This is a genomic window from Sphingobium sp. RS1 (genome assembly GCF_056156825.1).
On the sequence record NZ_JBLZXE010000002.1, the window covers coordinates 1898283 to 1918719 of the forward strand.

Genomic DNA, 20437 nt, shown 5'->3' on the forward strand with positions numbered 1-20437 from the left:
CGTTATTGCTTCTGCCCGTTCGCGTCGAAGCGCATATCTTCCGGCACGGTGATGAAGGGGCGATCCATTTCCGTCGCCATCTTGTTTTCGACCCGGAAGACGAAGGCCAGCACGGTGGCCACCGCCATGAAGAGGCCTTCATTGACGATCTGCCCGGCGCGCGAGGTGAAGTAGATGGCGCGGGCGAGGTCGGGATATTGCAGCACGGCCACGCCATTCTGATCCGCCAGGTCACGGATCGATGCAGCGATCGCATCACAGCCGCGGGCGACCACGACCGGGGCGGCGTCGACGCCCGGCTTGTAGCGGAGCGCGACCGCAAAATGGGTCGGGTTGGTGATGATGACGCTGGCTTCGGCCACGGCCTGTCGAGTTGAGCCATTGAGCACCTCGAACTGGCGGCGACGAATTTGCCCCTTGAGTTCGGGTGAGCCTTCGCTTTCCTTATGCTCGTCCTTGATTTCCTGCTTGCTCATGCCGAGCCGCTTGGCGCGCTGCATGATCTGCGCCGGCACGTCGATTCCCGCGATCAGGAACAGCCCGCCCGCCATGACGAGGCAAGTCAGGATGAAGATGTTGCCGAGGTCCGCCATGGCCGGCGCGACGCCCATCTTGCCGAGCGCGGTGATCTCCGTCAGCCGATCCCAGATCAGCCAGACGCCGATGCTGCCAAGCAAACCGACCTTGGCCATCGACTTGACCAGTTCGATCAGACCCTGCGTGCCGAAAATCTTCTTGATGCCGGCCGCCGGATTCATCTTCGACGCCTTGGGCGCGAAGGCGCCGGGGCGGAAGCCGAGCGAACCCAGCAAGGCAGGCGCCGCAATCGCGGCGATGAATGTGGCGAGCATCACGCCGGCGGCCGGGAGCGCGATTGCGCCGAGCAGCGCTGCGCCGCGCGCAGCCGGCGAGAAATCGACAATATCCTCCCGCCGGAAGCGCAGCGCATCGGCCAGCATGTCCGACAGCGCGTCGATCAGCGACGGGCCAGTGATCGCCAGCCAGGCGATGCCGGCCATGACAACCAGCGCCGTGCCCAATTCGCGCGACTGGAGGATGTCGCCCTTCTTGGCGGCATCGTTCAGTTTCTTCTGTGTCGGTTTTTCGGTCTTTTCGCCGCCGCCGGGACTGTCTGCCATGGGGCCTACCGTCCTTCCGCAATCGACTGGGCCTCTTCCAGGCCGGCTTTGAGCGATGCCGTAATGCCTTCGGCCATGATCGGCGCGGCGATGGCCAGCAGGACGATGCCCGCCATCATCGCCACCGGCATGCCGACCGCAAACAGGTTGAGCGAAGGCGCGGCGCGGGCCAGCATGCCCATGATGATCTGAACCAGCACCAGCGCGAAGCCGACCGGCAGCGCCACGGTGACGCCCGCCCCCAGCAACGATCCGCCGAAGGTGACGAGGCGCCAGACCGTGTCATTGGGCAGGATCGCTCCACCCGGCGGGATCGCCTGATAGCTTTGCACGACGAAGCTGGCGAGCAGGAGATGGCCGTCCATGCCAAGCAGGAGGAAGGTGGCGAGGACAGAGAGAAAGGTACCGAGCACCTGCGTCGACTGACCAGACGACGGATCGACCATCGCCGCGAAGTTGAGGCCCATGGCGTTGCCGATCGTTTCCCCCGCGACGAAGGCAGCGGCATAGCCGATCTGGACCGCGAAGCCGAGGGCGAGGCCGGCTAGCACTTCGCCCGCGACCATCATCACCCCTTCGAAACTGGCGACGCCATCGTGCGGCAGGGTGATGGTGACGCTGTTGAGCGCGGCGAGGCCAAGCGCCAGGCTGAGGATCAGGCGCAGTTGCAGCGGCACGGCGGGCGCACCGAAGACCGGCGCGGCGATGAAGGCAGCGCCCGGTCGGATCATCGCGATCAGCCAGATCCAAAGCTGCGTTTCGACGCCGGTGAAGCCGGGGGCGATCATGGCCCGGTCACCCTGGCGAACGGACACGTCATTGCAGCAGGTCCGGGATACGTTCGAAGATTTCGCGGGTGAAGTCGGCGATCAGCACCATGATCGACCCGCCGAACAATGCCAGCATGCCGCCCACGACGATGATCTTGGGAATGAAGCTGAGCGTTTGTTCGTTGATGGAAGTCGCGGCCTGCACCATGCCGATGATGACGCCGGCAATCAGCGCCGGAATAAGCACGGGCGCGGCGGCAAGCGCCGTGATCCACAGCGCCTGCTGGGCCAATCCCATGAAGAAATCGGCGTTTTCCATGCTTTAGATGCTTGATCGCAGAAGTCGGGTCATGTCGCGAACGACCCCGCGAGCGAACCCATGGTCAGCGCCCAGCCATCGACCAGCACGAACAGCAGCAGCTTGAACGGCATGGATATGATGGTTGGCGACAACATCATCATGCCGAGCGCCATCAGCGTGGACGCGACGACAAGGTCGATGATGAGGAAGGGCAGGAAGATCATGAAGCCGATCTGGAACGCGGTCTTCAACTCGCTGGTGACGAAGGCCGGCAGCAGGATGGTGAAGGGAATGTCGTCCGGCGTGTTGAACGCTGGCGCCTTGGCGAGATTCTGGAACAGCTTGAGGTCGCTTTCGCGGGTCTGCTTGGCCATGAAGCCGTGCAGCACCTTGCCCGAACGGCCGACCGCTTCCTCTATGCTGATCTGCCCCTTGCCATAGGGGTCGAAGGCCTGCGCATTGATCGCGTCGATCGCCGGGCGCATCACGAACAGGGAGAGGAACAGGGTCAGGCCCACCAGCACCTGATTGGGGGGCGTCTGTTGCAGGCCAAGTGCCTGACGCAGCAGCGACAGGACGATGATGATGCGGGTGAAGCTGGTCATCATGAGCACGAGCGACGGCAGCACCGTCAGCAGGCTCATCAGGACAAGGATCTGGAGGCTGAGCGAGAGCGAGCGACCGTCGCCGGAAATCTGGCCCATGGCGCGGCTCAGCGCACCGCCATTGTCCGCTGGCGGCGCGGCAGCGGGTGCGGCCTGCGCGAAGGCCGGCACGGTAAAGAACAGGGCAGCCAGCACCAGGATCGCGATGGCCGCGGCAATCAGGCGGTGGTACCCTGCCCTTGCAGCAAGGCCGGGGTCAGCGCAGGCGGACATGATCGCCTTCCGCGATCTTTTCGATCCGGCTGCGGGTGACGGACAGCAGGATCTTCTTGCCCTCGAACTCGACCACCGCGAGCTTGCCGAAGGCGCCCATGGGCAACGCTTCGAGCAGCTTGAGCGACCGGTCGCCCTGCCCCGCGATCATGCCGGGCTGATATTTGCGCCACAGCCACAACGCGCCAAAGGCCATGCCGCCCACCAGCGGCAGCAGGATCAGCAGTTTGACGAAATACCAGAACATGAAATGGCCTGCCCGCAGTCATGGTTAACCACGCCTGCGATCCGCAGTTTCGCGGCGGAAGGCAAGCTTAAAATCAGCTGATTACCGTCAGCCGCGCCGTTCGATACCGGCGAGGCGATTTTCGGTCGCGGCGATGTCCACGATGCGGATGCCATAGCGGCCGTTGACCGTGACGACTTCGCCCTTCGCGATCAGCGCGCCATTGACCATGATGTCGAGCAGATCGTCGGCCTGGCGGTCCAGTTCGACGATGCTGCCTTCGGCCAGGTCCATGACTTCGGCCAGACGCAGAGAGGTCGAGCCGACCTCTACCGACATGCGGACCGGAATGTCGGCCAGCAGCTTGAACTGGCGGTTATTGGTCATGCGGCTCAGCGGATCTTCGCCACGCTCCATGCGGGGGGCTTCGCTCATGTCGCTCATTGGTCGGGTTCCTGTGCAAGCTTTTCAATCTGGAAGGCGGCGCGGCCTTCCTGTTCGCCGATCGTGCCATGCGCGACGATGCGGTTTCCGACGATCAGCGGCAGCGATCGGCCGATGGTCACGGGGATGACGTCGCCGGCCTTGAGCTGCATCAGCTCGGCCAGCGAGAGATTGGGGCGCGCCAGCACGGTGCGGGCGGGCAAGCGGATGTCGCGCATCCGCCGGGCGATCCGGGTCTGCCAGACAGGGTCGCGATGTTCTTCATCAGCGGGCAGATTGCTGCCCATCAGCGCTTCGACGCCGCGCAGCGCCGCCAGCGGGAAGAGGAGATCGATCGGCCATTCCTGTTCGCGGGTGATGGACACCATGAAGCGTTGCAACACCATCTGATCGCCGGGCTGCGCCGCGGCGGCATAGCCGACCGCGCTTTCACGCAGGATCAATCCCTGTTCCAGCGGCAGGATATCGGCCCAGGTTTCGACCAGGCGGGTGACGATCGTGTCGGAGAGGCGGGCGATCAACCGATCTTCGGTCGGCGTGAATTCACCGCGCGCGGGCAGTGGCCGATTGCCGATGCCGCCATAGAAGCAATCCACCATGGTGGAGATCATCGCTGCGTCCATGCGCAGCAGCATCTGCCCCTTCAACGGGAGCAGGCGATAGATCGACAGGCTGCAAAAGGCCGGAATTTCGGCCGACCAGGCACCGAAGTCGAGCACGCGCGTATCCTGCGCCTCGACCATCGGGCGTACGCCGGCGATCGGCTCGATCAGGGCGCGCATGCGCCGGCCGAGCTTTTCGCCCAGCCGGTCCAGCCCCGACAGCATGATCGGCGCCTGAGAATCCCCGCGCCCAAAGGCGTAGGTTTGTACGTCGTCCATCTTGATCCCCTGCGCCATGACGGATCAGGGGCCATCCCGATCCTTTGGCGCAAGGCCCATTAATAACGAAAATGGTAAAATTGGGGTTAATAGGGCGAAGCCCCGCCGCCGCGTCGATCGCGGGTGCGAGCCTCTGCCGGAACAGATTTCTACTGAATCACGAAATTGGTGAAATAGACGTTGTCGACACCGCCATAGCCCGTCTTCTGCTTCAATATGTCGTTGATAATGCCCTTGATCTTGCCCTGGAGCATCTGCTTGCCCTTGGGCGTGTCGAGCACTTCCTGCGGCTGTTCGGCCAGCATCATCAGCACGGAACTGCGGATCGGCATTTCATGCTGCTTGATCGCGGCGATGACGCGATAGTCATAATAGGTCGATACGGCGACGGTGATCTGGGCGAAGGCATCCGTATCCGACATGTTGGACGTGAAGGGCGCCTGAAGCTGGAAATAGGTGGCCTGATAGGCCGCCGGATTAGCCGGGGATGGCAGGTCGATGCCCTTGCCGGGCGCGTGACCGGTGGAGACGGCATGGCTTTCGCCACCGCCGCCCTCATGGCCGCCGCCTTCACCACCGCCGCCACCGCCCTCGCCGGCCCAGCCATGGGCAGTCGCGACGGCCTGCGCATCTTCACCGGCCAAGACCAGGACGGGCTTGTTGGGATCTTCCTTCGGCCCTTCGGCCTTGGGACTGAAGAAGCCTGCAGCATAAAGGCCGCCCGCTGCGCCGGCACCACCCACGACGACGCCCACGACCAGCAGCAGGATCATTTTCATGCCCCCGCCTTTTTTCTTCTTGGCCTTTGGTTCGTCGCTCATCTGATCTGTCCCCTGGGATTAGAGCCGGTCACGCATAACGCGCCCGCGCAGCCCCGCCTGCGGTGTCGCCGGCGTCCATATGGTTAAGAACGGCTCCGTCATTCCCCGCTTTATGCCCAAAGGCGATATTTTCGCGTTGCTGGCCACGGCCCTGCATATGCGACTGGGCCGACGACTGGCCCATATTCTGACCTGCCGCCTGACCCGGATTCTGGCTGCTGCCACCGGACTGATGTTGCGCTGTGCTCTGGCCGCTCGCGCTGTCGCTGCGTGCGACATCGGCAGGCTGGGGCGCCCGTTCGATCTTCACATCGCTGATGCGCACGGCGGACAGGCCAGCATCCAGCTTCAGCCGGTCGCTGTCCTGCCGCAATGCCTGTTCGGCCGCTTCGGTCGCCACAGTCAAGCTGATGGCGGCGCCATCGTCGCCCTGACGGATATCGACCTGAATGGGGCCGAGTTCGGTCGCATTGATCTGGAATCGACCCTGCGCGCCATTGGCCGAAAGCCCGACGATGTCGCGCGCCAGCCCGTCGATCCATTGGCCCGACACGCCCATGTCTACCACCTGCGCGCCAAGGCTGGCGGACAGGTCGACCGTCGGCATGGCGGGTGCGGCGACAGCAAGCGCTTGCGCGGCTGGCTGAACCAGCGGCGCAAGCGGCGTGGCGCTGTCGGTCACGTCCGTGGGCAGGTTCACGGGCGCGGCATCGGGAGTAGCATCGCTGACAGGCGCCGCAGCTTCGGTCCGGCGCGGCGCGCGCAGGCTCATATGGTCGCGGACCAGCTGCAGCAGCGACACGGCTTCCGCGCGCGGCTTGGCAAGTGCGGCCGGCATAGCGGCTTGTGCAAGGTCAGGAGCCTGGTCCGGCGCTTCCGCTGACTCCGGTGCATCGGGTGCGACGGTCGCACCCGCGGCGGTTGTGGCAGTCTCCGCCATTGGCGCGGCAGCGACCGCGACAGAGGGTGTCACAGCGGCCACCGGGACCGGGGCTGAGGCGGAAGCAGGACTCGCAGCCGGCATGGGAGCCGCCATGGAGGCCTGCGCAGTCAGGCGCGTGGCATCAGGTGCAGGTTCGCCCGTGGACGGTTGCGCCACGGGTATCGGAACCGGCTTGACCGATGGCGGCGGCATGGCGCTCGCCTCCGGCGCTTTTGTATCAAGGGGAAGCGGCGCAGCCTCGGCAAGCGACGATGTTGCATCGCCTGACGCGACCGACGATCGCGTCGATGTGGCAGGCGTCGGTGATGCGGCAGGCGTCGGTGATGCGGGTGTATTCGGCGTAGAACGAGCCGCGACATTGACGCCATCGACCGGGGTGTCGGATGCAGGCTGCGCCTTGACGGTCGGGGCAACGGCCGGGCGCGATACAGCGGACGGGGTGGCGACGTCCACCTGCTTGGCAGCGACCTCGACCGGTTCGGTCGGCACAGTTGCGGGCGCCGCGACCGGCGCGGGCGGTGCCATGACGGTGACGGTCGGCTGCACGGGTGCCTGACTATCGTCCTGTCCGGCCAGCTTGGCGTCATCGCTGGCGGCTTCCTTGGCTTCCGGCGCATCCCACGTCTCGGCTGGCCGCGACTGGACGGGGATGTCCAGCGGCGCAGCTTCGTGCGGGCGAACAGGATGGAGCTTGACCGGCGATGGCGCAGATTGCTGTTCGGCGGCGTCGGGCGCAACCGGAGCGTCGGCGGGCTGCACGGAGACGGTCGGCGACGGTACAGTCCCCTCCCCTTCCAACGGTTCCGGCCCTTCCAATGGTTCTAGCCCTCCTAACTGTTCCGGACAGGGGATGGCAGCCTCTACCTTTGCGTCAGCAGCAACGGGAGCGCGGTCAGCTGGACCATCGATGTCGTTGACCGGGACGAGATCGCTCGGCCTGGCAACATCCTTTGCAATGACAGTGTCCGTCGATGCCGGGGCGGATATGGCGACGGCCGGACTTGCTTCGGACTCGGGACGTGCGACAGCGAGTTGGACAGCTGATTGCGGTTTTTCGATGTCCGATACAGGGTCTGCGGACACGGTCGGAGAGGACGTTCCGGCGAAAGCGGGACGCCAGGAATTTTCATCAACATGTTGATATTCAACATTATTATCTGCTCCATCAACGCCATTTTCGATGACGGGTGCAGGCGTAATCGGCTGGGCTACGGGGGCAGGCGTCGTGCCCATGCTGTTCAACAATTGCGCGAAGCCGGCGCTGCCTTCGGTCGGCGCAGCATCCCCCTTCACGCCCGTCTGTGCCGGCGTAGGGAACAGCAAAGCCTTGAGGCTGGTCAACATGGTCATCGTCAAACGTCCCCGGTCCGCTGCATGCGGCGATAGCGCGGCAAGGCCGCGAGCTTGTTCTCGCGCCACTCCTCCAGGTCTGCGCGGGCGCGATCCTTGAGGCGGGTGGCGATTTCCTTCTCGCGGTTCGCTGCAAGAGTCATGCCTTCTTTCGCCTCGACATTGCGGCGGGCGTCATAAAGGGCGCCATCAAGCTGGCGACCGGCCTGTTCGAGGCGGGTCGCCAGTTCCTGCATCGCGGCGAAGGAGGCGCCGCTGGCCATGCCTTCCGTTTCGAACAATTCGCTGCGCACCTTGTTCAGGCGCTCGATATTATGGGCGAGCGCATTGGCTTCGTCGCGGGCGCGGGCGGTTTCGGCGACCGCCATGGCATGCTGGACATGACGGACGCGCAGGACGCGCTGGCGACGGCCGACCAGCCCCTTCATGCGCCGAACCCGGCGATGAGCGCGTTGGCGCTGGTATCGAGGTCGATGCGGCTTTTCTGGTCCTGCCGAATGAAATCGAGAATTTCCTGACGACGGCGGACAGCCTCATCGATCACCGGATCATTACCGGGACGGTAGGCACCCATCAGGATGAGATCGCGATTTTCCTCATAGGCGGCCCAGAGGCGGCGATAGACGGCGGCCGCCATGCGATGTTCGTCCGGTACGACATCGGCCATGACGCGGGAAAGCGACTTGCCGATGTCGATGGCGGGGAAGATCGCCTGTTCCGACAACTGACGCGACAGGACAAAGTGGCCGTCGACGATCGCGCGGGCGGCGTCGACGATCGGATCGTCGGTATCGTCGCCATCGGCCAGCACGGTGTAGAGCGCAGTAATCGAGCCGCCGGTGCGCGCGTCAACGCCAGCGCGTTCGACCAGACGGGGGATGAGCGCGAGCGCCGAGGGGGGATAGCCCTTCATCGCGGGCGGTTCGCCCAGAGCCAGACCGATTTCGCGCTGGGCATGGGCGCAGCGGGTCAGGCTGTCGATCAGCAGCAGCACCTTCTTGCCACGGGCGCGGAAATATTCGGCGATGGCGGTCGCGCGGGCGGCGGCGCGCAGGCGCAGCACCGGGGGATGGTCGGCCGGCACGGCGACGACGATGCTCTTGTGCATCGAATTTTTGAGCTTGGTTTCGAGAAAGTCGCTGACTTCGCGGCCGCGTTCACCGATCAGGCCGGTAACGACGATATCGGCTTCGGCGCCAGCGATCATCTGGCCCATCAGCACGGATTTACCGACGCCCGAGCCGGCGATGATGGCGATGCGCTGACCACGCCCGGCAGTGAGCAGCGCGTTGACGGCACGTACGCCCAGGTCGAACGGCTCGGTAACGCGGCCGCGATCGAGCACATTGCCCTTCACACCGTTGAGCGGCCAGACACCGCCGGCGATGATCGGCCCCTTGCGGTCGAGCGGCTGGCCCATGGCGTCGATGACGCGGCCGATCAGGCCATCGCCGACCTGCACCATGTTCGCCTGACTGTCCGGTTCGACGCGAATGCCATTTTCCAGCGGCGCGTCGGCATCGAGCGGCACCAGCAGGGTGCGATCGCCGCGAAAGCCGACGACTTCGGCGCGGCAGACCGATCCGTCGCTGGCAAGGACGCGTGCGCCCGAACCGATCGGACGGCGAAAGCCGGTGACTTCCAGCATACCGGCATCATGGCTGACCAGACGGCCGACATGGCGCGGCGCCCGGTTCTGGACCTGCAAATGGTCGAACAGGGTTTCGGCCTGAGCGATCTGGGCGCGGATCATGCCCAAATTCCTTTCATGAACGGCCTTCCATATCGTCCATCAGCGCGCGCAGGCGCGACAGGCGGACGTCCGGGCCATCCTCGACCCAGCCATCGGCGGTTTCGAGACGGACGCAACCGCGCTGCATGCCTTTGTCCGCGACCAGCTTCACGCCAATCTCCTCGCCCTCCAGCATGGCGACATCATCGGGGTTGAGGTGCAGGGCGCTCTTGCCCGTATTATCCTCGATAAAGGCGGCGACGGTGTCGCAGCGCTGGACGAGACGTTCGATATCGATCTCGACCTCGCCGACAATCTGTTCGACCAGACGGACGACGGTGGCGGAGAGCATGGTGGACAGCATGCCGCTGGGCGCGGGCGCCAGCATTTCCAGCGCCTCGGTCAGGCGGGTGCGAGCATCGGCCTCGTCCCCGAAAGTCTGGGTGGTGACGCGGCAACCTTCGTCGAACCCCTGGGTGAAGGCCTCCATGCGGGCCTCTTCCAGCAGGTCGATTTCCGGTTCGGGTTCGATCACGCCATTGCGCATCGTCGCCGCGACCGGGGCTTCGGGCGAAGCATAGAGCGTGCGGAAGCCGCCGGTGGCGGGCCGGAAACCCGCAACCGCGACCGGCGCGGCGTCCTGAACAGCCTGCGCACCCCAGACCCTTCCGGTGGGCGCATTTTCCGAGTCGTCGGCAAAATGCCGACTTGAAAATGCTTCAGACAAAGTCGTTCCCCTTGCCACCCAGCATGATGGTGCCGGCGTCGGCCATGCGGCGCGCGGTGGCGATGATGAGTTTCTGCGCATCGATCACTTCGGCGAGGCGAATGGGGCCGCGTTCTTCGATCTCGTCCGCGATCGACTGGGCCGCGCGCGCGGACATGCAGCTGAAGATCTTCGCCTTGAGCATGTCGTTCGCGCCCTTGAGCGCCACGACCAGCACCTGACTGTCGACGGTGCGCATCAGCGTGCCCAGATTCTTGTCGTCCATGTCGATGAGGTTGTCGAAGACGAACATCTCCTCCTCGATCGTCTGGGCGATCATCTTGTCGCGCTTGGTGAGCGCCTTCATGATGCGCTGCTCATTGTCCTTGCGGACATTGTTCATCATCGCAGCCGCTTCGACCGTGCCGCCGCGCTGCGACGCCGCGCCCTGCTTGTTCACCGGGCCGCGCAGCAGCAATTGCTCCAGATCTTCCAGCGCTTCGTTCGACACCGGCCCGAGCGTGGCGATACGATAGACGATCTCTTCCTGATATTCGGCCGGCAGAAGCTGCAGCACGTCGGCAGCCACCGGCGCCTCCAGATGGGCGAGCACGATCGCCATGATCTGCGGATGCTCCGCTTCGATCAGGGTACCGATTTCCTTGGCATCCATCCATTTCAGCATTTCCAGCTGGGTGGAGCGGGTCGGCGGGGTGATGCGGGCCAGGATGGTTTCCGCCCGTTCCTCGCCCAGAGCCTTGGTCATCGCGCCGCGGATATGGCGGGTCGCGCCATAGCCGATGGTGGTGCGCTTCTTGGCCTTGGTGACGAAATGGTCGAGCGCCTCGTTCACTTCCTCCGGATCGACATCCTGTACGTCATACATGGCGTAACCAAGCTGACGCACTTCGTCGGGCTCCAGACGCGACAGGATCTGGGCAGCTTCGTCTTCATCGAACAGCATCAGCAGGACGGCGGCAGCGGCGCTGCCTTTCAGCGCCTCGGGACGGCCGGGGACGATCTCAGGCATTTTCCTTTTCCTTCTTGGCGTCCTTCAGCAGATCGCGGACCACCAGAGCGGCGCGATCAGGGTCCTGCTTCACGAAATTGCGGATCAGGTCGGCCCGCTGGGCATAGTCGTAGGTGGAAGAGATCATGTCGAGCGTGACCTTGGGCTCCCCACCTTCGGCAGTGACGACGGCGGCCTGCTTGGTGATTTCGCTCGAAATCTCGCGACCGATACGCTGACCTTGCTCGGGCGTCGGGGCGGCCAGCGCTTCCTGCGGCGCGGCGCGGCGCTTGAGCAGCGGGCGGCCGATACCGAAGATGACCAGCAGCGCGACCAGCAGGGCCGAGACGTTGCGCACCAGCGGCGAAACCCAGTCGGCCTCATACCAGGGGGCGACGGCGTCTTCGGTCTTGAGGAAGCTGCGCGAGGACAGGGCCACCACGTCGCCACGGGTCTGGTCGAAGCCGACCGCGCCCTTCACCAGTGCTTCCAAAGCGGCGATTTCCTGCGGCGTGCGGGCCTTGCCATCGGGGGCATTGTCGAGCGCGACGGCAACCGAGAGGCGCTTGACGGTGCCGATGGCGTCGCGGGTAACGGACACTTCACGGCCAAGCTCGAAGCTGCGGTTGAAGGTTTCTTCCGTCTTCATCAGCGGGTTGGGCGGCGTGCCGGGCTGGGCAGCCTGTGCGCCCTGCGCCGTCTGACCCTGCGCCACGGCCTGACCATTGGGATTGGTCTGTGTGACGGTGGGGTTGACCGGCGCCTGATTGCTGAGCGCGCCGGGGATACCCGAGGCTTCGCCCGTGCCCTGACCGCGCGGGTCGGAGGCCCAGGTGCCCTGCTCGGTGCGCAGGCGCGCTTCATCCTGCGGATAGGTTTCGCGGGTTGCCTGACGCTCGGCAAAGTTCAGTTCGGCATGAACCTCGGTCGAGAAATTGCCCTGCCCCAGGATCGGGGTCAGCAGCGCGATCACCGACTGGCGATAGCGATCCTCGATCTTGCCCTGCACGGCCAGCTGGCGGTCGTCGGCGGCATTGCTGTCATTGTCGCTGAGCAGGCGGCCATTCTGGTCGACCACCGAGATATCGTCTGGATTGAGTTCCGGGATCGACGAAGCGACAAGATGGACGATAGCGCTGACCTGCTGGTCGGTGAGCGTGCGGCCGTTGGCGAGGCGCAGCATGACCGAGGCCGAGGGCTTGGACCGTTCGCGCAGGAAGACGCTGGGCGGTTCGACGGCGAGATGCACCTTGGCGGTTTCGACGCTGTCGATCGCCTCGATCGTGCGGGCCAGATCCATTTCGCGGGCCGAGCGCAGCTTTTCGCCTTCGACGGCGCGGCTGGCGCCCATCGGCAGGCTGTCGATCATGCTGTTGCCGTCGGGCGCGCTCTTGGGCAGGCCCTGGGCGGCGAGCATCATCTTCGCCTTGAAATAGTCGCCTTCGCCGACGGTCATGCCGCCGCTATTGTCGAAGTCATACTTGATGCCATTCTGGTCCAGCACCTGCGCGACGGCGGACTTGTCGCTGTCGGGCAGGGCGCGGAACAGGTCGCGCTGGGGCGGTTCGCGCAGCGCCAGCCAGGCCGCGCCGGCCACCGCGACGGTGCCGAGCAGGCCGAGCAGCGGCAGGCTCTTCGCCACGGCGGGCTGCTTGATGAAGCCGGTGAAGCGGGCCTTGAGGGCATCCATGCCCTTGGCGCCGTTGCCGCCGGAGAAGGAGGCAGAGGAAGCCGGGAGAGCGGGGGCCGCGCCGCCGACAGTGGTGCTGAGTGCGTTCTCGCTCATGGATTATACCGGCATGCTCATGATGTCCTTGTAAGCGGACAGGAGTTTGTTGCGGACCTGAAGGGTCGCTTCGAAGCTGACCGACGCCTGCTGCTTGGCCAGCATGACGGCGGCGATATCGGTGGTTTCGCCCCGTTCGAACGAAGCCGCAGCCTCGCCCGCCTGGTTCTGGAGGCCGTTGACCTGTTGCAGCGCGCTGTTGAGCGCTTCGGTAAAGCCGCCGGGCGCGGTGCCCTGCGTACCGCTGACGCCGGGCGCGCCGACCGTGCCGGTCGAGGCAACGTCGCGCAGGGCCGCATTCTTTTGCAGGATGGCGTTGCGGATCGCCATCACGCTGTCAGTCGGGGAAACGCCGTTGATCGCCATGGTTCAACCCTCCCTTATGCCGCGGCCAGCTCGCGCATTTCGGCGAGCCGATAGCGGAGCGTGCGTTCGGAAATACCCAGCTTGCGGGCGGCGGCGGCGCGGTGGCCGTCGGTTTCGCGCAGGGCGATGCGGATCGCTTCCAGCTTGCTGTGATGGGCGACATCACGCAGGCGGATTGGTTCGGCCGGGGCGAGGACGGGCGCGGCGGCGGCCGGTGCGACGACACGCAGCGGCTGCGGCGCACCGGTCAGGTGCAGGTCGTCCGCCTCGATCATCGCGCCATCGCGCAGGACCAGCGCGCGCTGGAGCACATTGCCCAGTTCGCGGGCATTGCCGCGCCAGTTGTGGGCGCTGAGCTTGTCCATGGCCTCGGCGGTCGGCCAGACAAAGCCGGCCTTGCCCATGTCCTGCTGACGCAGGAGCATGGCGGCGGCGATCGCGGCGACGTCACCGGGACGCTCGGCCAGCGGACGCAGTTCCAGCGGCATGACATTGAGGCGCCAGTAAAGATCCTCGCGGAAGCGACCGGCGGCGACTTCGTCGACCAGATTGCGGTTGCAGGCGGCGATGATGCGGACATTGACCGGCACCGGATGGGTGGCGCCGACCGGCAACACTTCGCCTTCCTGCAACGCGCGCAGCAGCTTGGACTGGAGCGTCAGCGGCAGTTCGGCAATTTCGTCAAGGAACAGCGTGCCACCGTCAGCGGCCAGGAACAGGCCCTCCGACGCGTTGGACGCGCCGGTGAAGCTGCCCTTCTTATGGCCAAACAGCATCGCTTCCATCATGGTTTCAGGCAGCGCAGCGCAGTTGACAGCGATAAAGTCATGGGCGGTGCGGCCGGACTGGGCGTGGAGAAAGCGCGCCATGCCTTCCTTGCCGGTGCCGGTGTCGCCCTGGATCAGGACGGTGGCGTCGCTGCGGGCGACGCGGCCGGCCAGTGTCATCAGACGTGCGCTGCCGCTGTCGCCGACCGCCGGAACCGATGCGGGACGCACGAGTTCAGCGATCAGGGCAAAGGCAAAGCCCATGTCGGCGATGCCGAACGCGACGCGGGCCGGCAGGCCGTTGGCGGCAGCGACCAGTGACGGTGCGCCATCGACGACGTTGATGAGTATATCGCGATGCGTGGCATGACCGATTTCGGTCGCCAGCAGGATGCGCCGATCGTCCCGTTCACGGGGGCTGGCGGCGTCGACGATACGGACGGTGTAATAGGCATTTTCAAGCCAGTGCTGCAGCCCCGGAAGGAGCGCGCAGACCCCACGGCTCACGTCAAGCATAGACATGAACAGACCCCATGTTTTTGGCTGGTTTGTGCCCCCGCACGCCCCAGTCCCCTTCGATGGTTAATAAATACCCGTTCTGTGGTTATCAGATAGTTAACGCGGCAAGGCGGCTTGCCGCAGACCGGCAGGTTTTTTCCGGCAAAAGCGGCAATTTTTTCGACCTAAGTCTAATCCGCGCGCGTTGCGCCCGCGTAAGGGGTTTTCGAGCCACCCGATTCGCACCCATTCCGAAAAAAATCGACATCGGCGCTAAAAGCTTCCTGTACCCCGCCGTTATCCCCTTTCGAGGCCGCAAGCGCTCTGACTGATGGCAGCGACCTGATTGATGAATGGAAAGGGAACACCATGACTGTTATCGCAACCAACACCGCCGCTCTGCGCTCGGCCAACGCTTCTTCGTCGGCTAGCAAGGCTCTGGGCACCGCAATGGAACGCCTGTCGACCGGCAAGCGCATCAACAGCGCGAAGGACGACGCCGCCGGCCTCGCCATTTCGTCGGCGATGACCGCCCAGATCCGCGGCATGACCCAGGGCGTCCGCAACGCCAACGACGGTATCAGCCTGGCGCAGACCGCGGAAGGCGGCCTGGCCGAAGTCAGCAACATGCTGCAGCGTATGCGTGAACTGACCGTCCAGGCGCTGAACGGCACCAACGACACCGACGCCAAGGCGAACATCCAGGCGGAAGTCACCCAGCTGCAGACCCAGATCACCGACACGCTGGCCAACACCGAATTCAACGGCACCAAGCTGTTCGACGGTTCGACCGGCACCGTGACGATCCAGGCCGGTGCCAACGCTTCGGACACCGTCGACATCACGCTGGACGACGTGACCACCGCGATGACCGCCGCTCTGGCGATCGACGCCACGACCGCGACCACGGCTGACCTCGACACGTTCGACACGGCTCTGGCTTCGGTGGCGACGACCCGCGCCAACCTCGGTGCGGTGCAGAACCGCCTCGAATCGACGGTCGCCAACCTGACCAACAACATCACCAACCTGACGGACGCCCGCAGCCGCATCGAAGACGCCGACTTCTCGGCCGAAACGACCGCTCTCGCCAAGCAGCAGATCCTGAGCCAGGCTTCGACCGCGATGCTGGCACAGGCCAACCAGAGCCAGCAGGGCGTGCTGAAGCTGATCGGCTAAACCCGACACCAGATTGGTCGGCTGAGGTATTGGTCACCGCCAGCCGACCATGGTGGTCCCGGCACATCAACAGTCCCCACCGTGCCGGGATCACACCTTCGATCGAACGGCCAGAAATTAGAAGCCTCCGTCCCCCCGGGCGGAGGCTTCTTCATTACGACATGGATACAAATCTTGGCTCGGTCGTTTTCCCGGTCCATGATGAACGCCATGACACAGATCGACCGGCGCGCGATGATCGCCGCCTCCGCCGCCGCCTTTCTCCTGCCCGACACGCTGCTGGCACAAACAAAAGGCGCCGCCTTTTCCTGGGAAAAGCTCATCGCGTCGGCGCAGCGCCTGTCGCGCGCCCCATATAAGGAAGTGCCCCGCCATCCCGGCGCGGCGAAGGTCGACTATATCGCGCAGCATGAGGCACGGTTCCGCGACGAACGGACCCTGTGGAACGACCTGCCCGGCGACACCGGCATACGCTTCTTTCCGCTGTCGCAATATTCGACCCAGCCGGTGCAGATCGCGACCGTCGAGAAAGGGCGCGCCACGCCGCTACGCTATGATCCGACCATGTTCGACATGCCAGCCGACAATGCGGTGGCGAAGCTGGGGCCGGATGCCGGCTTTGCCGGTTTCCGTGTCATGAATGCCAAGCGCGACGGCGACTGGCTGTCCTTCCTGGGCGCCAGCTATTTCCGCGCGCCCAGCCCGCAGAAACAGTTCGGCATGTCCGCGCGCGGCATCGCAATCAACACCAGCCTGCCGGGCAAGGAGGAATTTCCCGCCTTCACCCATTTCTGGCTTGAGCGCACCGGCAATAGTAGCGTCACCATCTATGCGCTGCTCGACGGCGCATCGATCACCGGCGCCTATCGCTTCGTCAGCAGCCTGGGGCCGGACGGCGTGAAGCAGGATGTGACCGCCGCGCTCTTCCCCCGCCGCCCGATTCAGGAATTGGGCCTGATGCCGATGACCAGCATGTTCTGGTATAATCAGGCGAACCGGACGCAGGGCACCGACTGGCGCCCGGCCGTGCATGACAATGACATGCTGTCGATCGCCGGTGCCGACGGAACCGCCCATGTCCGCCCGATCGTCAATCCGTCCGCCCCGCATTTCAGCGCCTTCACCGAGGTCAGCCCCAAGGGGTTCGGCCTGTTGCAGCGCGACCGCGATTTCAGCCATTATCAGGATGACGGCGTCTTCTATGATCGCCGCCCTTCGCTCTGGGCCACACCCAACACGCCCTGGGGCAAGGGGCAGGTACGGCTCTACGCCTTTCCCACCGACAGCGAATATACCGACAATGTCTGCGCCTATTGGACGCCCGATGGCGCGGCGCAGCCGGGCAAGCGGATCGATGCCAGCTATCATCTCGACTGGTCGGCGGCCCGCGCGCCGGCGTCGGCCGGGCTGGCCATCGTCCAGAATGTCTGGCGCGGGCATAGCGAGCAGAAGGGGGCGGAAAAGCTGGTGATCGACTTTGCCGGCGTCCCCGCCGATCCCAAGCCCGACATCTGGGTCGATGTCAGCGGCGGCACGATCGCCAAGCAGGCGGGCTATCCGGTGCTGGGGCAGGACGGGCTGTTCCGCACGGTGCTTGATGTCGTGCGTCCAGCGGGTAAAGCAGCGGATATCCGGCTGCAATTGCGGTCCGGTGATCGTGCCATCAGCGAATATGTCCATTATCCGCTCGGCGCGTGAAGGGAACCGTCGGCTTGGTGAGCGGTTCCCCTAACTTGGGTCAATCGCGATAGGGCTTGCAGATGACGGGGAACGGGGGCGTGCAAGCGCCGCATGGCGATGCGGAGGGCAAGCCTTTGGCACGCGCCTTTGAACAAGTACCGGCGGAGAGCCCACTGGCGATGCCGGAACAGGATTTCGGCGGGAAGCCGGACCTGACCATGCGTCGCCCGTTCAATATCGACATATGGGCACGGCGCTTGCTGGTTGTGCTGCTGGCGCTGTTGCCCGCTGCCATGGCCGGGCATGAGATGCGCCAGTCGATCGGCCTGGATGGCATCGACCTGATGGAGGGCGTTTATCTGGCCCTGTTCATTCCCCTGTTCGCCTGGATCGCCTTCGGCTTTGCCACCGCGATGATCGGTTTTCTGTTGCTGACCGTGGGCAAGGGCCGCAGCGTCACCCCCCGACCGCTCAATGCCGCAACGCCGCTGAAGGGCAAGACCGCGATCCTGCTGCCGGTGTGCAACGAGGATTTTCTGGGCGTGCTGGGCCGGCTGTCGATCATGGAGCGATCGCTGGCGCAGGTGATGGGCGGCGAACGGTTCGAATTTTTCATCCTGTCCGATTCCAACGTCGAAAGCGGCGAGACGGAACGGCGCGCCTATCAGGAAATGCGCGCCTCCTTTTCTCGCCCGGTCCATTATCGCCGCCGGGCGCTCAATATCGGGCGCAAGCCCGGCAATATCGCCGAATGGGTGCAGCGGTTCGGCGGAGCCTATGACTATATGGTCGTGCTGGACGCGGACAGCGTGGTCAGCGGACAGACCATGGCGCGGCTGGCCGCCGACATGGAGCGGCATCCGCATGTCGGCCTCATACAGACCGTGCCCACGGTGATGGGCGCCGCCACGCTGTTCGCCCGCTGGCAGCAATTTGCCAGCCGCCTGTTCGGACCAACCTCCGCCGCCGGCATGATCTGGTGGGCGGGATCGGAAGGCATGTTCTGGGGCCATAATGCGATCGTGCGGGTCAACGCCTTTGCGCAGAGTTGCGGCCTGCCCGAACTGCCGGGACGCGCGCCCTTTGGCGGCCATATATTGAGCCACGACATGCTGGAGGCCGCGCTGCTGCGCCGGCGCGGCTGGGACGTGCATATGGTCACGGCCGACGATAGTTTCGAGGAATTCCCGCCGTCCATGCCAGACCTGTTCACCCGCGACCGGCGCTGGTGCCAGGGCAATATCCAGCATGTGCCGTTGCTGGTGAAGATCAAGGGGCTGCATCCGGTCAGCCGGTTCCAGCTGCTGGTCGGCGCGTCGGCCTATTGCACATCGCCTTTATGGCTGTTGCTGATGCTGGTCGTGCTGGGCGGCGCGATCAGCGGGCTGTGGCCGCCGACGGCGGTGCTGCCTTCGGGCGGGTTGCTGGCACTGACGGTGGTGCTGCTGTTCGGGCCGAAGATATTGGCGATATTGTGGGCCATGGCCGATCCGGCCCGGCGCATCGGCTTTGGCGGCGCGGCGCGGATGACGCGCGGCGTGATTGCCGACATCCTGCTGTCGATCCTGATGGCGCCGGTGGCGATGCTGACCCAGACGATCAACCTGTTCGGTATATTGATGGGCAAGAAGGCGAGTTGGAACGGACAGACCCGCGACCGCGACGGCATGGCCATCACCAGTGCGATCTGGCTGTTCAAATGGCATTTGCTGCTGGGCGTCGCGCTGACCGCGATGGCGGTGAAGGCCGGCAGCGTCGCGTGGATGTCGCCAGTGCTGGCGGGCCTGTTCGCCGCGCCGATATTGGCGGCGGTGACCGCGCGCAAGGATCTGGGCCGCCGGGCCGAGGAAAGCGGCCTGTTTCAGGTCGCCGATCCGTGGTGGCGGACGCAAAGCTATCGCCCGCTGCGGTTCCGCTGGCCCAATGGCGACAAGAAGGATGTGGGACCGCTCGCGGCGAATGACGAATAAGGCATCGTAAACGGAGCAAGGGCCTTCGACAGGCTCAGGCCGAACGGGCTTTTGTGCAGGCGATTGCCGTTAACTTCGCACATTTTCCGCTGGTTTCGACATTTCATGTCACCGGACGGAAATTATCTTTCCAACATGGGGCCGACGGGACCGCGCCGGCATCGCGCATTATCGCACAGGACCATGCTGTAGGACAGCAATCGTCATTGCGCGCGTAGCGAAGCAATGACCGAGTAAGGCAATCTGATGTCGTCGCGCCTCAATCGTCCCAGTCGCGCAGTTTTTCGCGCAGCTTGTCGAGTGCGGCCTTCTTGATCTGGCAGACCCGCGCGGCGCCGATGTCGAGCGTCTGGCCGATCTCCTCCAGATTCATTTCCTCGACGAAATAGAGTTGCAGCACCAGCGCCTCGCGCTGGGGCAGTTCGCCGATACAGGCGGCCAGCGCCTTCTTCAGCGATTCCCGCTCCATAATGTCGTCGGCGCGGTCCTCCACATCGGCAAACCACATGGACTGGTCGGAATAGACTTCGTCCATGCTGGTATGCTGGACCATTTCCACGCTGTCGGCGATCTCGCGATAGGCGGCAGGTTCCAGCCCCATATCGGCGGACATTTCCGCCTCGGTCGGCAGGCGACCAAGCTTCTGCTCCAGCCGGTTGCGGACCCCGGCAAGTTCTTTCCGCTTCGCCATTGCCGACCGGCACAAAGTTGCCTGCCGCCGCAGATGGTCGATCATCGCGCCGCGCACGCGGAGCTGTGCATAAGCGGCGAAGCCAAGCCCGCGATCCTCGAAACTGTTGGCGGCCTCGACCAGCGCGACCATGCCGATCTGGAGCAGATCCTCCACCTCAATCGCGGTCGAGACGCGGCCATGGACATGCCAGGCGATCTTGCGCACCAGCGGCATATATTGGCGGGCGAGGCGTTCGGGACTGTTTTCGCCGGGTTTACCATAAGTATGGGCGCCGGCCGTTATCTTGTTCATATACAT

Annotated in this window: 20 protein-coding genes; 3 read left to right on the forward strand and 17 right to left on the reverse strand. The window is 64.7% G+C overall.

The features are described 5' to 3' along the window. Positions 1-2 precede the first annotated feature (2 nt). From flhB to ACNHGR_RS10905, 16 genes are all read right to left on the reverse strand, one after another. Positions 3-1139, reverse strand: a complete 1137-nt coding sequence (gene flhB / locus ACNHGR_RS10830; protein ID WP_184267202.1) for a flagellar type III secretion system protein FlhB — start codon at positions 1137-1139, stop codon at positions 3-5. Between the two features lie 5 nt (positions 1140-1144). Continuing rightward, positions 1145-1927 (reverse strand): flagellar biosynthetic protein FliR, encoded by a 783-nt coding sequence (gene fliR, locus ACNHGR_RS10835; protein WP_475286012.1) that lies wholly within the window; start codon positions 1925-1927, stop codon positions 1145-1147. A 28-nt stretch (positions 1928-1955) separates the two neighbouring features. Then, the gene (gene fliQ, locus ACNHGR_RS10840; protein WP_056691450.1) at positions 1956-2228 is read right to left on the reverse strand and encodes a flagellar biosynthesis protein FliQ; all 273 of its coding nucleotides are present in this window, start codon (positions 2226-2228) and stop codon (positions 1956-1958) included. A 29-nt stretch (positions 2229-2257) separates the two neighbouring features. Beyond that, the gene (gene fliP, locus ACNHGR_RS10845; protein WP_475286015.1) at positions 2258-3088 is read right to left on the reverse strand and encodes a flagellar type III secretion system pore protein FliP; all 831 of its coding nucleotides are present in this window, start codon (positions 3086-3088) and stop codon (positions 2258-2260) included. Continuing rightward, positions 3072-3335 carry a FliO/MopB family protein gene (locus ACNHGR_RS10850; protein WP_056691455.1) on the reverse strand — a complete coding sequence of 88 codons (264 nt, stop codon included), beginning with the start codon at positions 3333-3335 and terminating at the stop codon, positions 3072-3074. The genes fliP and ACNHGR_RS10850 overlap by 17 nt, the downstream gene beginning before the upstream one ends. A gap of 87 nt (positions 3336-3422) precedes the next feature. Beyond that, positions 3423-3758: a flagellar motor switch protein FliN gene (fliN, locus tag ACNHGR_RS10855; RefSeq protein WP_056691458.1), complete on the reverse strand. Its 336-nt coding sequence runs from the start codon at positions 3756-3758 to the stop codon at positions 3423-3425. Next, positions 3755-4639 (reverse strand): flagellar motor switch protein FliM, encoded by an 885-nt coding sequence (locus tag ACNHGR_RS10860; protein ID WP_184267206.1) that lies wholly within the window; start codon positions 4637-4639, stop codon positions 3755-3757. The genes fliN and ACNHGR_RS10860 overlap by 4 nt, the downstream gene beginning before the upstream one ends. A 149-nt stretch (positions 4640-4788) precedes the next feature. Continuing rightward, positions 4789-5460, reverse strand: coding sequence for a flagellar basal body-associated FliL family protein (locus tag ACNHGR_RS10865; RefSeq protein ID WP_184267208.1), 672 nt, complete (start codon positions 5458-5460; stop codon positions 4789-4791). A gap of 28 nt (positions 5461-5488) precedes the next feature. Next, on the reverse strand, positions 5489-7753 hold the full coding sequence (locus ACNHGR_RS10870) for a flagellar hook-length control protein FliK (RefSeq protein ID WP_475286018.1): 2265 nt from the start codon (positions 7751-7753) through the stop codon (positions 5489-5491). Positions 7754-7755: 2 nt separating this feature from the next. After that, positions 7756-8181, reverse strand: coding sequence for a hypothetical protein (locus tag ACNHGR_RS10875; protein ID WP_184267212.1), 426 nt, complete (start codon positions 8179-8181; stop codon positions 7756-7758). Continuing rightward, the gene (locus ACNHGR_RS10880) at positions 8178-9506 is read right to left on the reverse strand and encodes a FliI/YscN family ATPase (RefSeq protein ID WP_184267214.1); all 1329 of its coding nucleotides are present in this window, start codon (positions 9504-9506) and stop codon (positions 8178-8180) included. The genes ACNHGR_RS10875 and ACNHGR_RS10880 overlap by 4 nt, the downstream gene beginning before the upstream one ends. Before the next feature lie 13 nt (positions 9507-9519). Continuing rightward, the gene (locus ACNHGR_RS10885; RefSeq protein ID WP_475286021.1) at positions 9520-10212 is read right to left on the reverse strand and encodes a FliH/SctL family protein; all 693 of its coding nucleotides are present in this window, start codon (positions 10210-10212) and stop codon (positions 9520-9522) included. After that, entirely contained in the window at positions 10205-11221 is a 1017-nt protein-coding gene (fliG, locus tag ACNHGR_RS10890; protein ID WP_184267217.1) for a flagellar motor switch protein FliG, read from the reverse strand. The genes ACNHGR_RS10885 and fliG overlap by 8 nt, the downstream gene beginning before the upstream one ends. Next, positions 11214-12986, reverse strand: coding sequence for a flagellar basal-body MS-ring/collar protein FliF (fliF, locus tag ACNHGR_RS10895; RefSeq protein WP_475286023.1), 1773 nt, complete (start codon positions 12984-12986; stop codon positions 11214-11216). The genes fliG and fliF overlap by 8 nt, the downstream gene beginning before the upstream one ends. Positions 12987-12989: 3 nt before the next feature. Then, positions 12990-13346: a flagellar hook-basal body complex protein FliE gene (gene fliE, locus ACNHGR_RS10900; protein ID WP_184272009.1), complete on the reverse strand. Its 357-nt coding sequence runs from the start codon at positions 13344-13346 to the stop codon at positions 12990-12992. Positions 13347-13366: 20 nt separating this feature from the next. Continuing rightward, positions 13367-14641 (reverse strand): sigma 54-interacting transcriptional regulator, encoded by a 1275-nt coding sequence (locus tag ACNHGR_RS10905; RefSeq protein WP_184267221.1) that lies wholly within the window; start codon positions 14639-14641, stop codon positions 13367-13369. 345 nt (positions 14642-14986) lie between these two features. Here ACNHGR_RS10905 and ACNHGR_RS10910 point away from each other — a divergent pair, with 345 nt between their 5' ends. From ACNHGR_RS10910 to mdoH, 3 genes are all read left to right on the forward strand, one after another. Then, entirely contained in the window at positions 14987-15796 is an 810-nt protein-coding gene (locus tag ACNHGR_RS10910; protein WP_184267224.1) for a flagellin N-terminal helical domain-containing protein, read from the forward strand. A gap of 210 nt (positions 15797-16006) precedes the next feature. Continuing rightward, positions 16007-17494, forward strand: coding sequence for an OpgD/OpgG family glucan biosynthesis protein (locus ACNHGR_RS10915; RefSeq protein ID WP_184267226.1), 1488 nt, complete (start codon positions 16007-16009; stop codon positions 17492-17494). A gap of 62 nt (positions 17495-17556) precedes the next feature. Next, entirely contained in the window at positions 17557-19446 is a 1890-nt protein-coding gene (gene mdoH / locus ACNHGR_RS10920) for a glucans biosynthesis glucosyltransferase MdoH (RefSeq protein WP_475286026.1), read from the forward strand. Positions 19447-19705: 259 nt separating this feature from the next. Here the strand turns inward: mdoH and ACNHGR_RS10925 are convergent, their stop codons facing one another. Beyond that, complete coding sequence (locus tag ACNHGR_RS10925) at positions 19706-20437, reverse strand: FliA/WhiG family RNA polymerase sigma factor (protein WP_184267230.1); 732 nt, start codon at positions 20435-20437, stop codon at positions 19706-19708.

Excerpts from the sequence above, each read along its gene's own strand:
- fliP (WP_475286015.1), bottom strand. The coding sequence starts at position 3,088 with ATGTCCGCCTGCGCTGACCCCGGCCTTGCTGCAAGGGCAGGGTACCAC.
- ACNHGR_RS10880 (WP_184267214.1), bottom strand. The coding sequence starts at position 9,506 with ATGATCCGCGCCCAGATCGCTCAGGCCGAAACCCTGTTCGACCATTTG.
- ACNHGR_RS10915 (WP_184267226.1), top strand. The coding sequence starts at position 16,007 with ATGACACAGATCGACCGGCGCGCGATGATCGCCGCCTCCGCCGCCGCC.
- ACNHGR_RS10860 (WP_184267206.1), bottom strand. The coding sequence starts at position 4,639 with ATGGACGACGTACAAACCTACGCCTTTGGGCGCGGGGATTCTCAGGCG.
- ACNHGR_RS10910 (WP_184267224.1), top strand. The coding sequence starts at position 14,987 with ATGACTGTTATCGCAACCAACACCGCCGCTCTGCGCTCGGCCAACGCT.
- ACNHGR_RS10875 (WP_184267212.1), bottom strand. The coding sequence starts at position 8,181 with ATGAAGGGGCTGGTCGGCCGTCGCCAGCGCGTCCTGCGCGTCCGTCAT.
- ACNHGR_RS10925 (WP_184267230.1), bottom strand. The coding sequence starts at position 20,437 with ATGTATATGAACAAGATAACGGCCGGCGCCCATACTTATGGTAAACCC.
- mdoH (WP_475286026.1), top strand. The coding sequence starts at position 17,557 with ATGACGGGGAACGGGGGCGTGCAAGCGCCGCATGGCGATGCGGAGGGC.
- fliQ (WP_056691450.1), bottom strand. The coding sequence starts at position 2,228 with ATGGAAAACGCCGATTTCTTCATGGGATTGGCCCAGCAGGCGCTGTGG.
- ACNHGR_RS10865 (WP_184267208.1), bottom strand. The coding sequence starts at position 5,460 with ATGAGCGACGAACCAAAGGCCAAGAAGAAAAAAGGCGGGGGCATGAAA.
- ACNHGR_RS10905 (WP_184267221.1), bottom strand. The coding sequence starts at position 14,641 with ATGTCTATGCTTGACGTGAGCCGTGGGGTCTGCGCGCTCCTTCCGGGG.
- fliR (WP_475286012.1), bottom strand. The coding sequence starts at position 1,927 with ATGATCGCCCCCGGCTTCACCGGCGTCGAAACGCAGCTTTGGATCTGG.
- ACNHGR_RS10850 (WP_056691455.1), bottom strand. The coding sequence starts at position 3,335 with ATGTTCTGGTATTTCGTCAAACTGCTGATCCTGCTGCCGCTGGTGGGC.
- flhB (WP_184267202.1), bottom strand. The coding sequence starts at position 1,139 with ATGGCAGACAGTCCCGGCGGCGGCGAAAAGACCGAAAAACCGACACAG.
- fliN (WP_056691458.1), bottom strand. The coding sequence starts at position 3,758 with ATGAGCGACATGAGCGAAGCCCCCCGCATGGAGCGTGGCGAAGATCCG.
- fliF (WP_475286023.1), bottom strand. The coding sequence starts at position 12,986 with ATGAGCGAGAACGCACTCAGCACCACTGTCGGCGGCGCGGCCCCCGCT.
- ACNHGR_RS10870 (WP_475286018.1), bottom strand. The coding sequence starts at position 7,753 with ATGACCATGTTGACCAGCCTCAAGGCTTTGCTGTTCCCTACGCCGGCA.
- fliG (WP_184267217.1), bottom strand. The coding sequence starts at position 11,221 with ATGCCTGAGATCGTCCCCGGCCGTCCCGAGGCGCTGAAAGGCAGCGCC.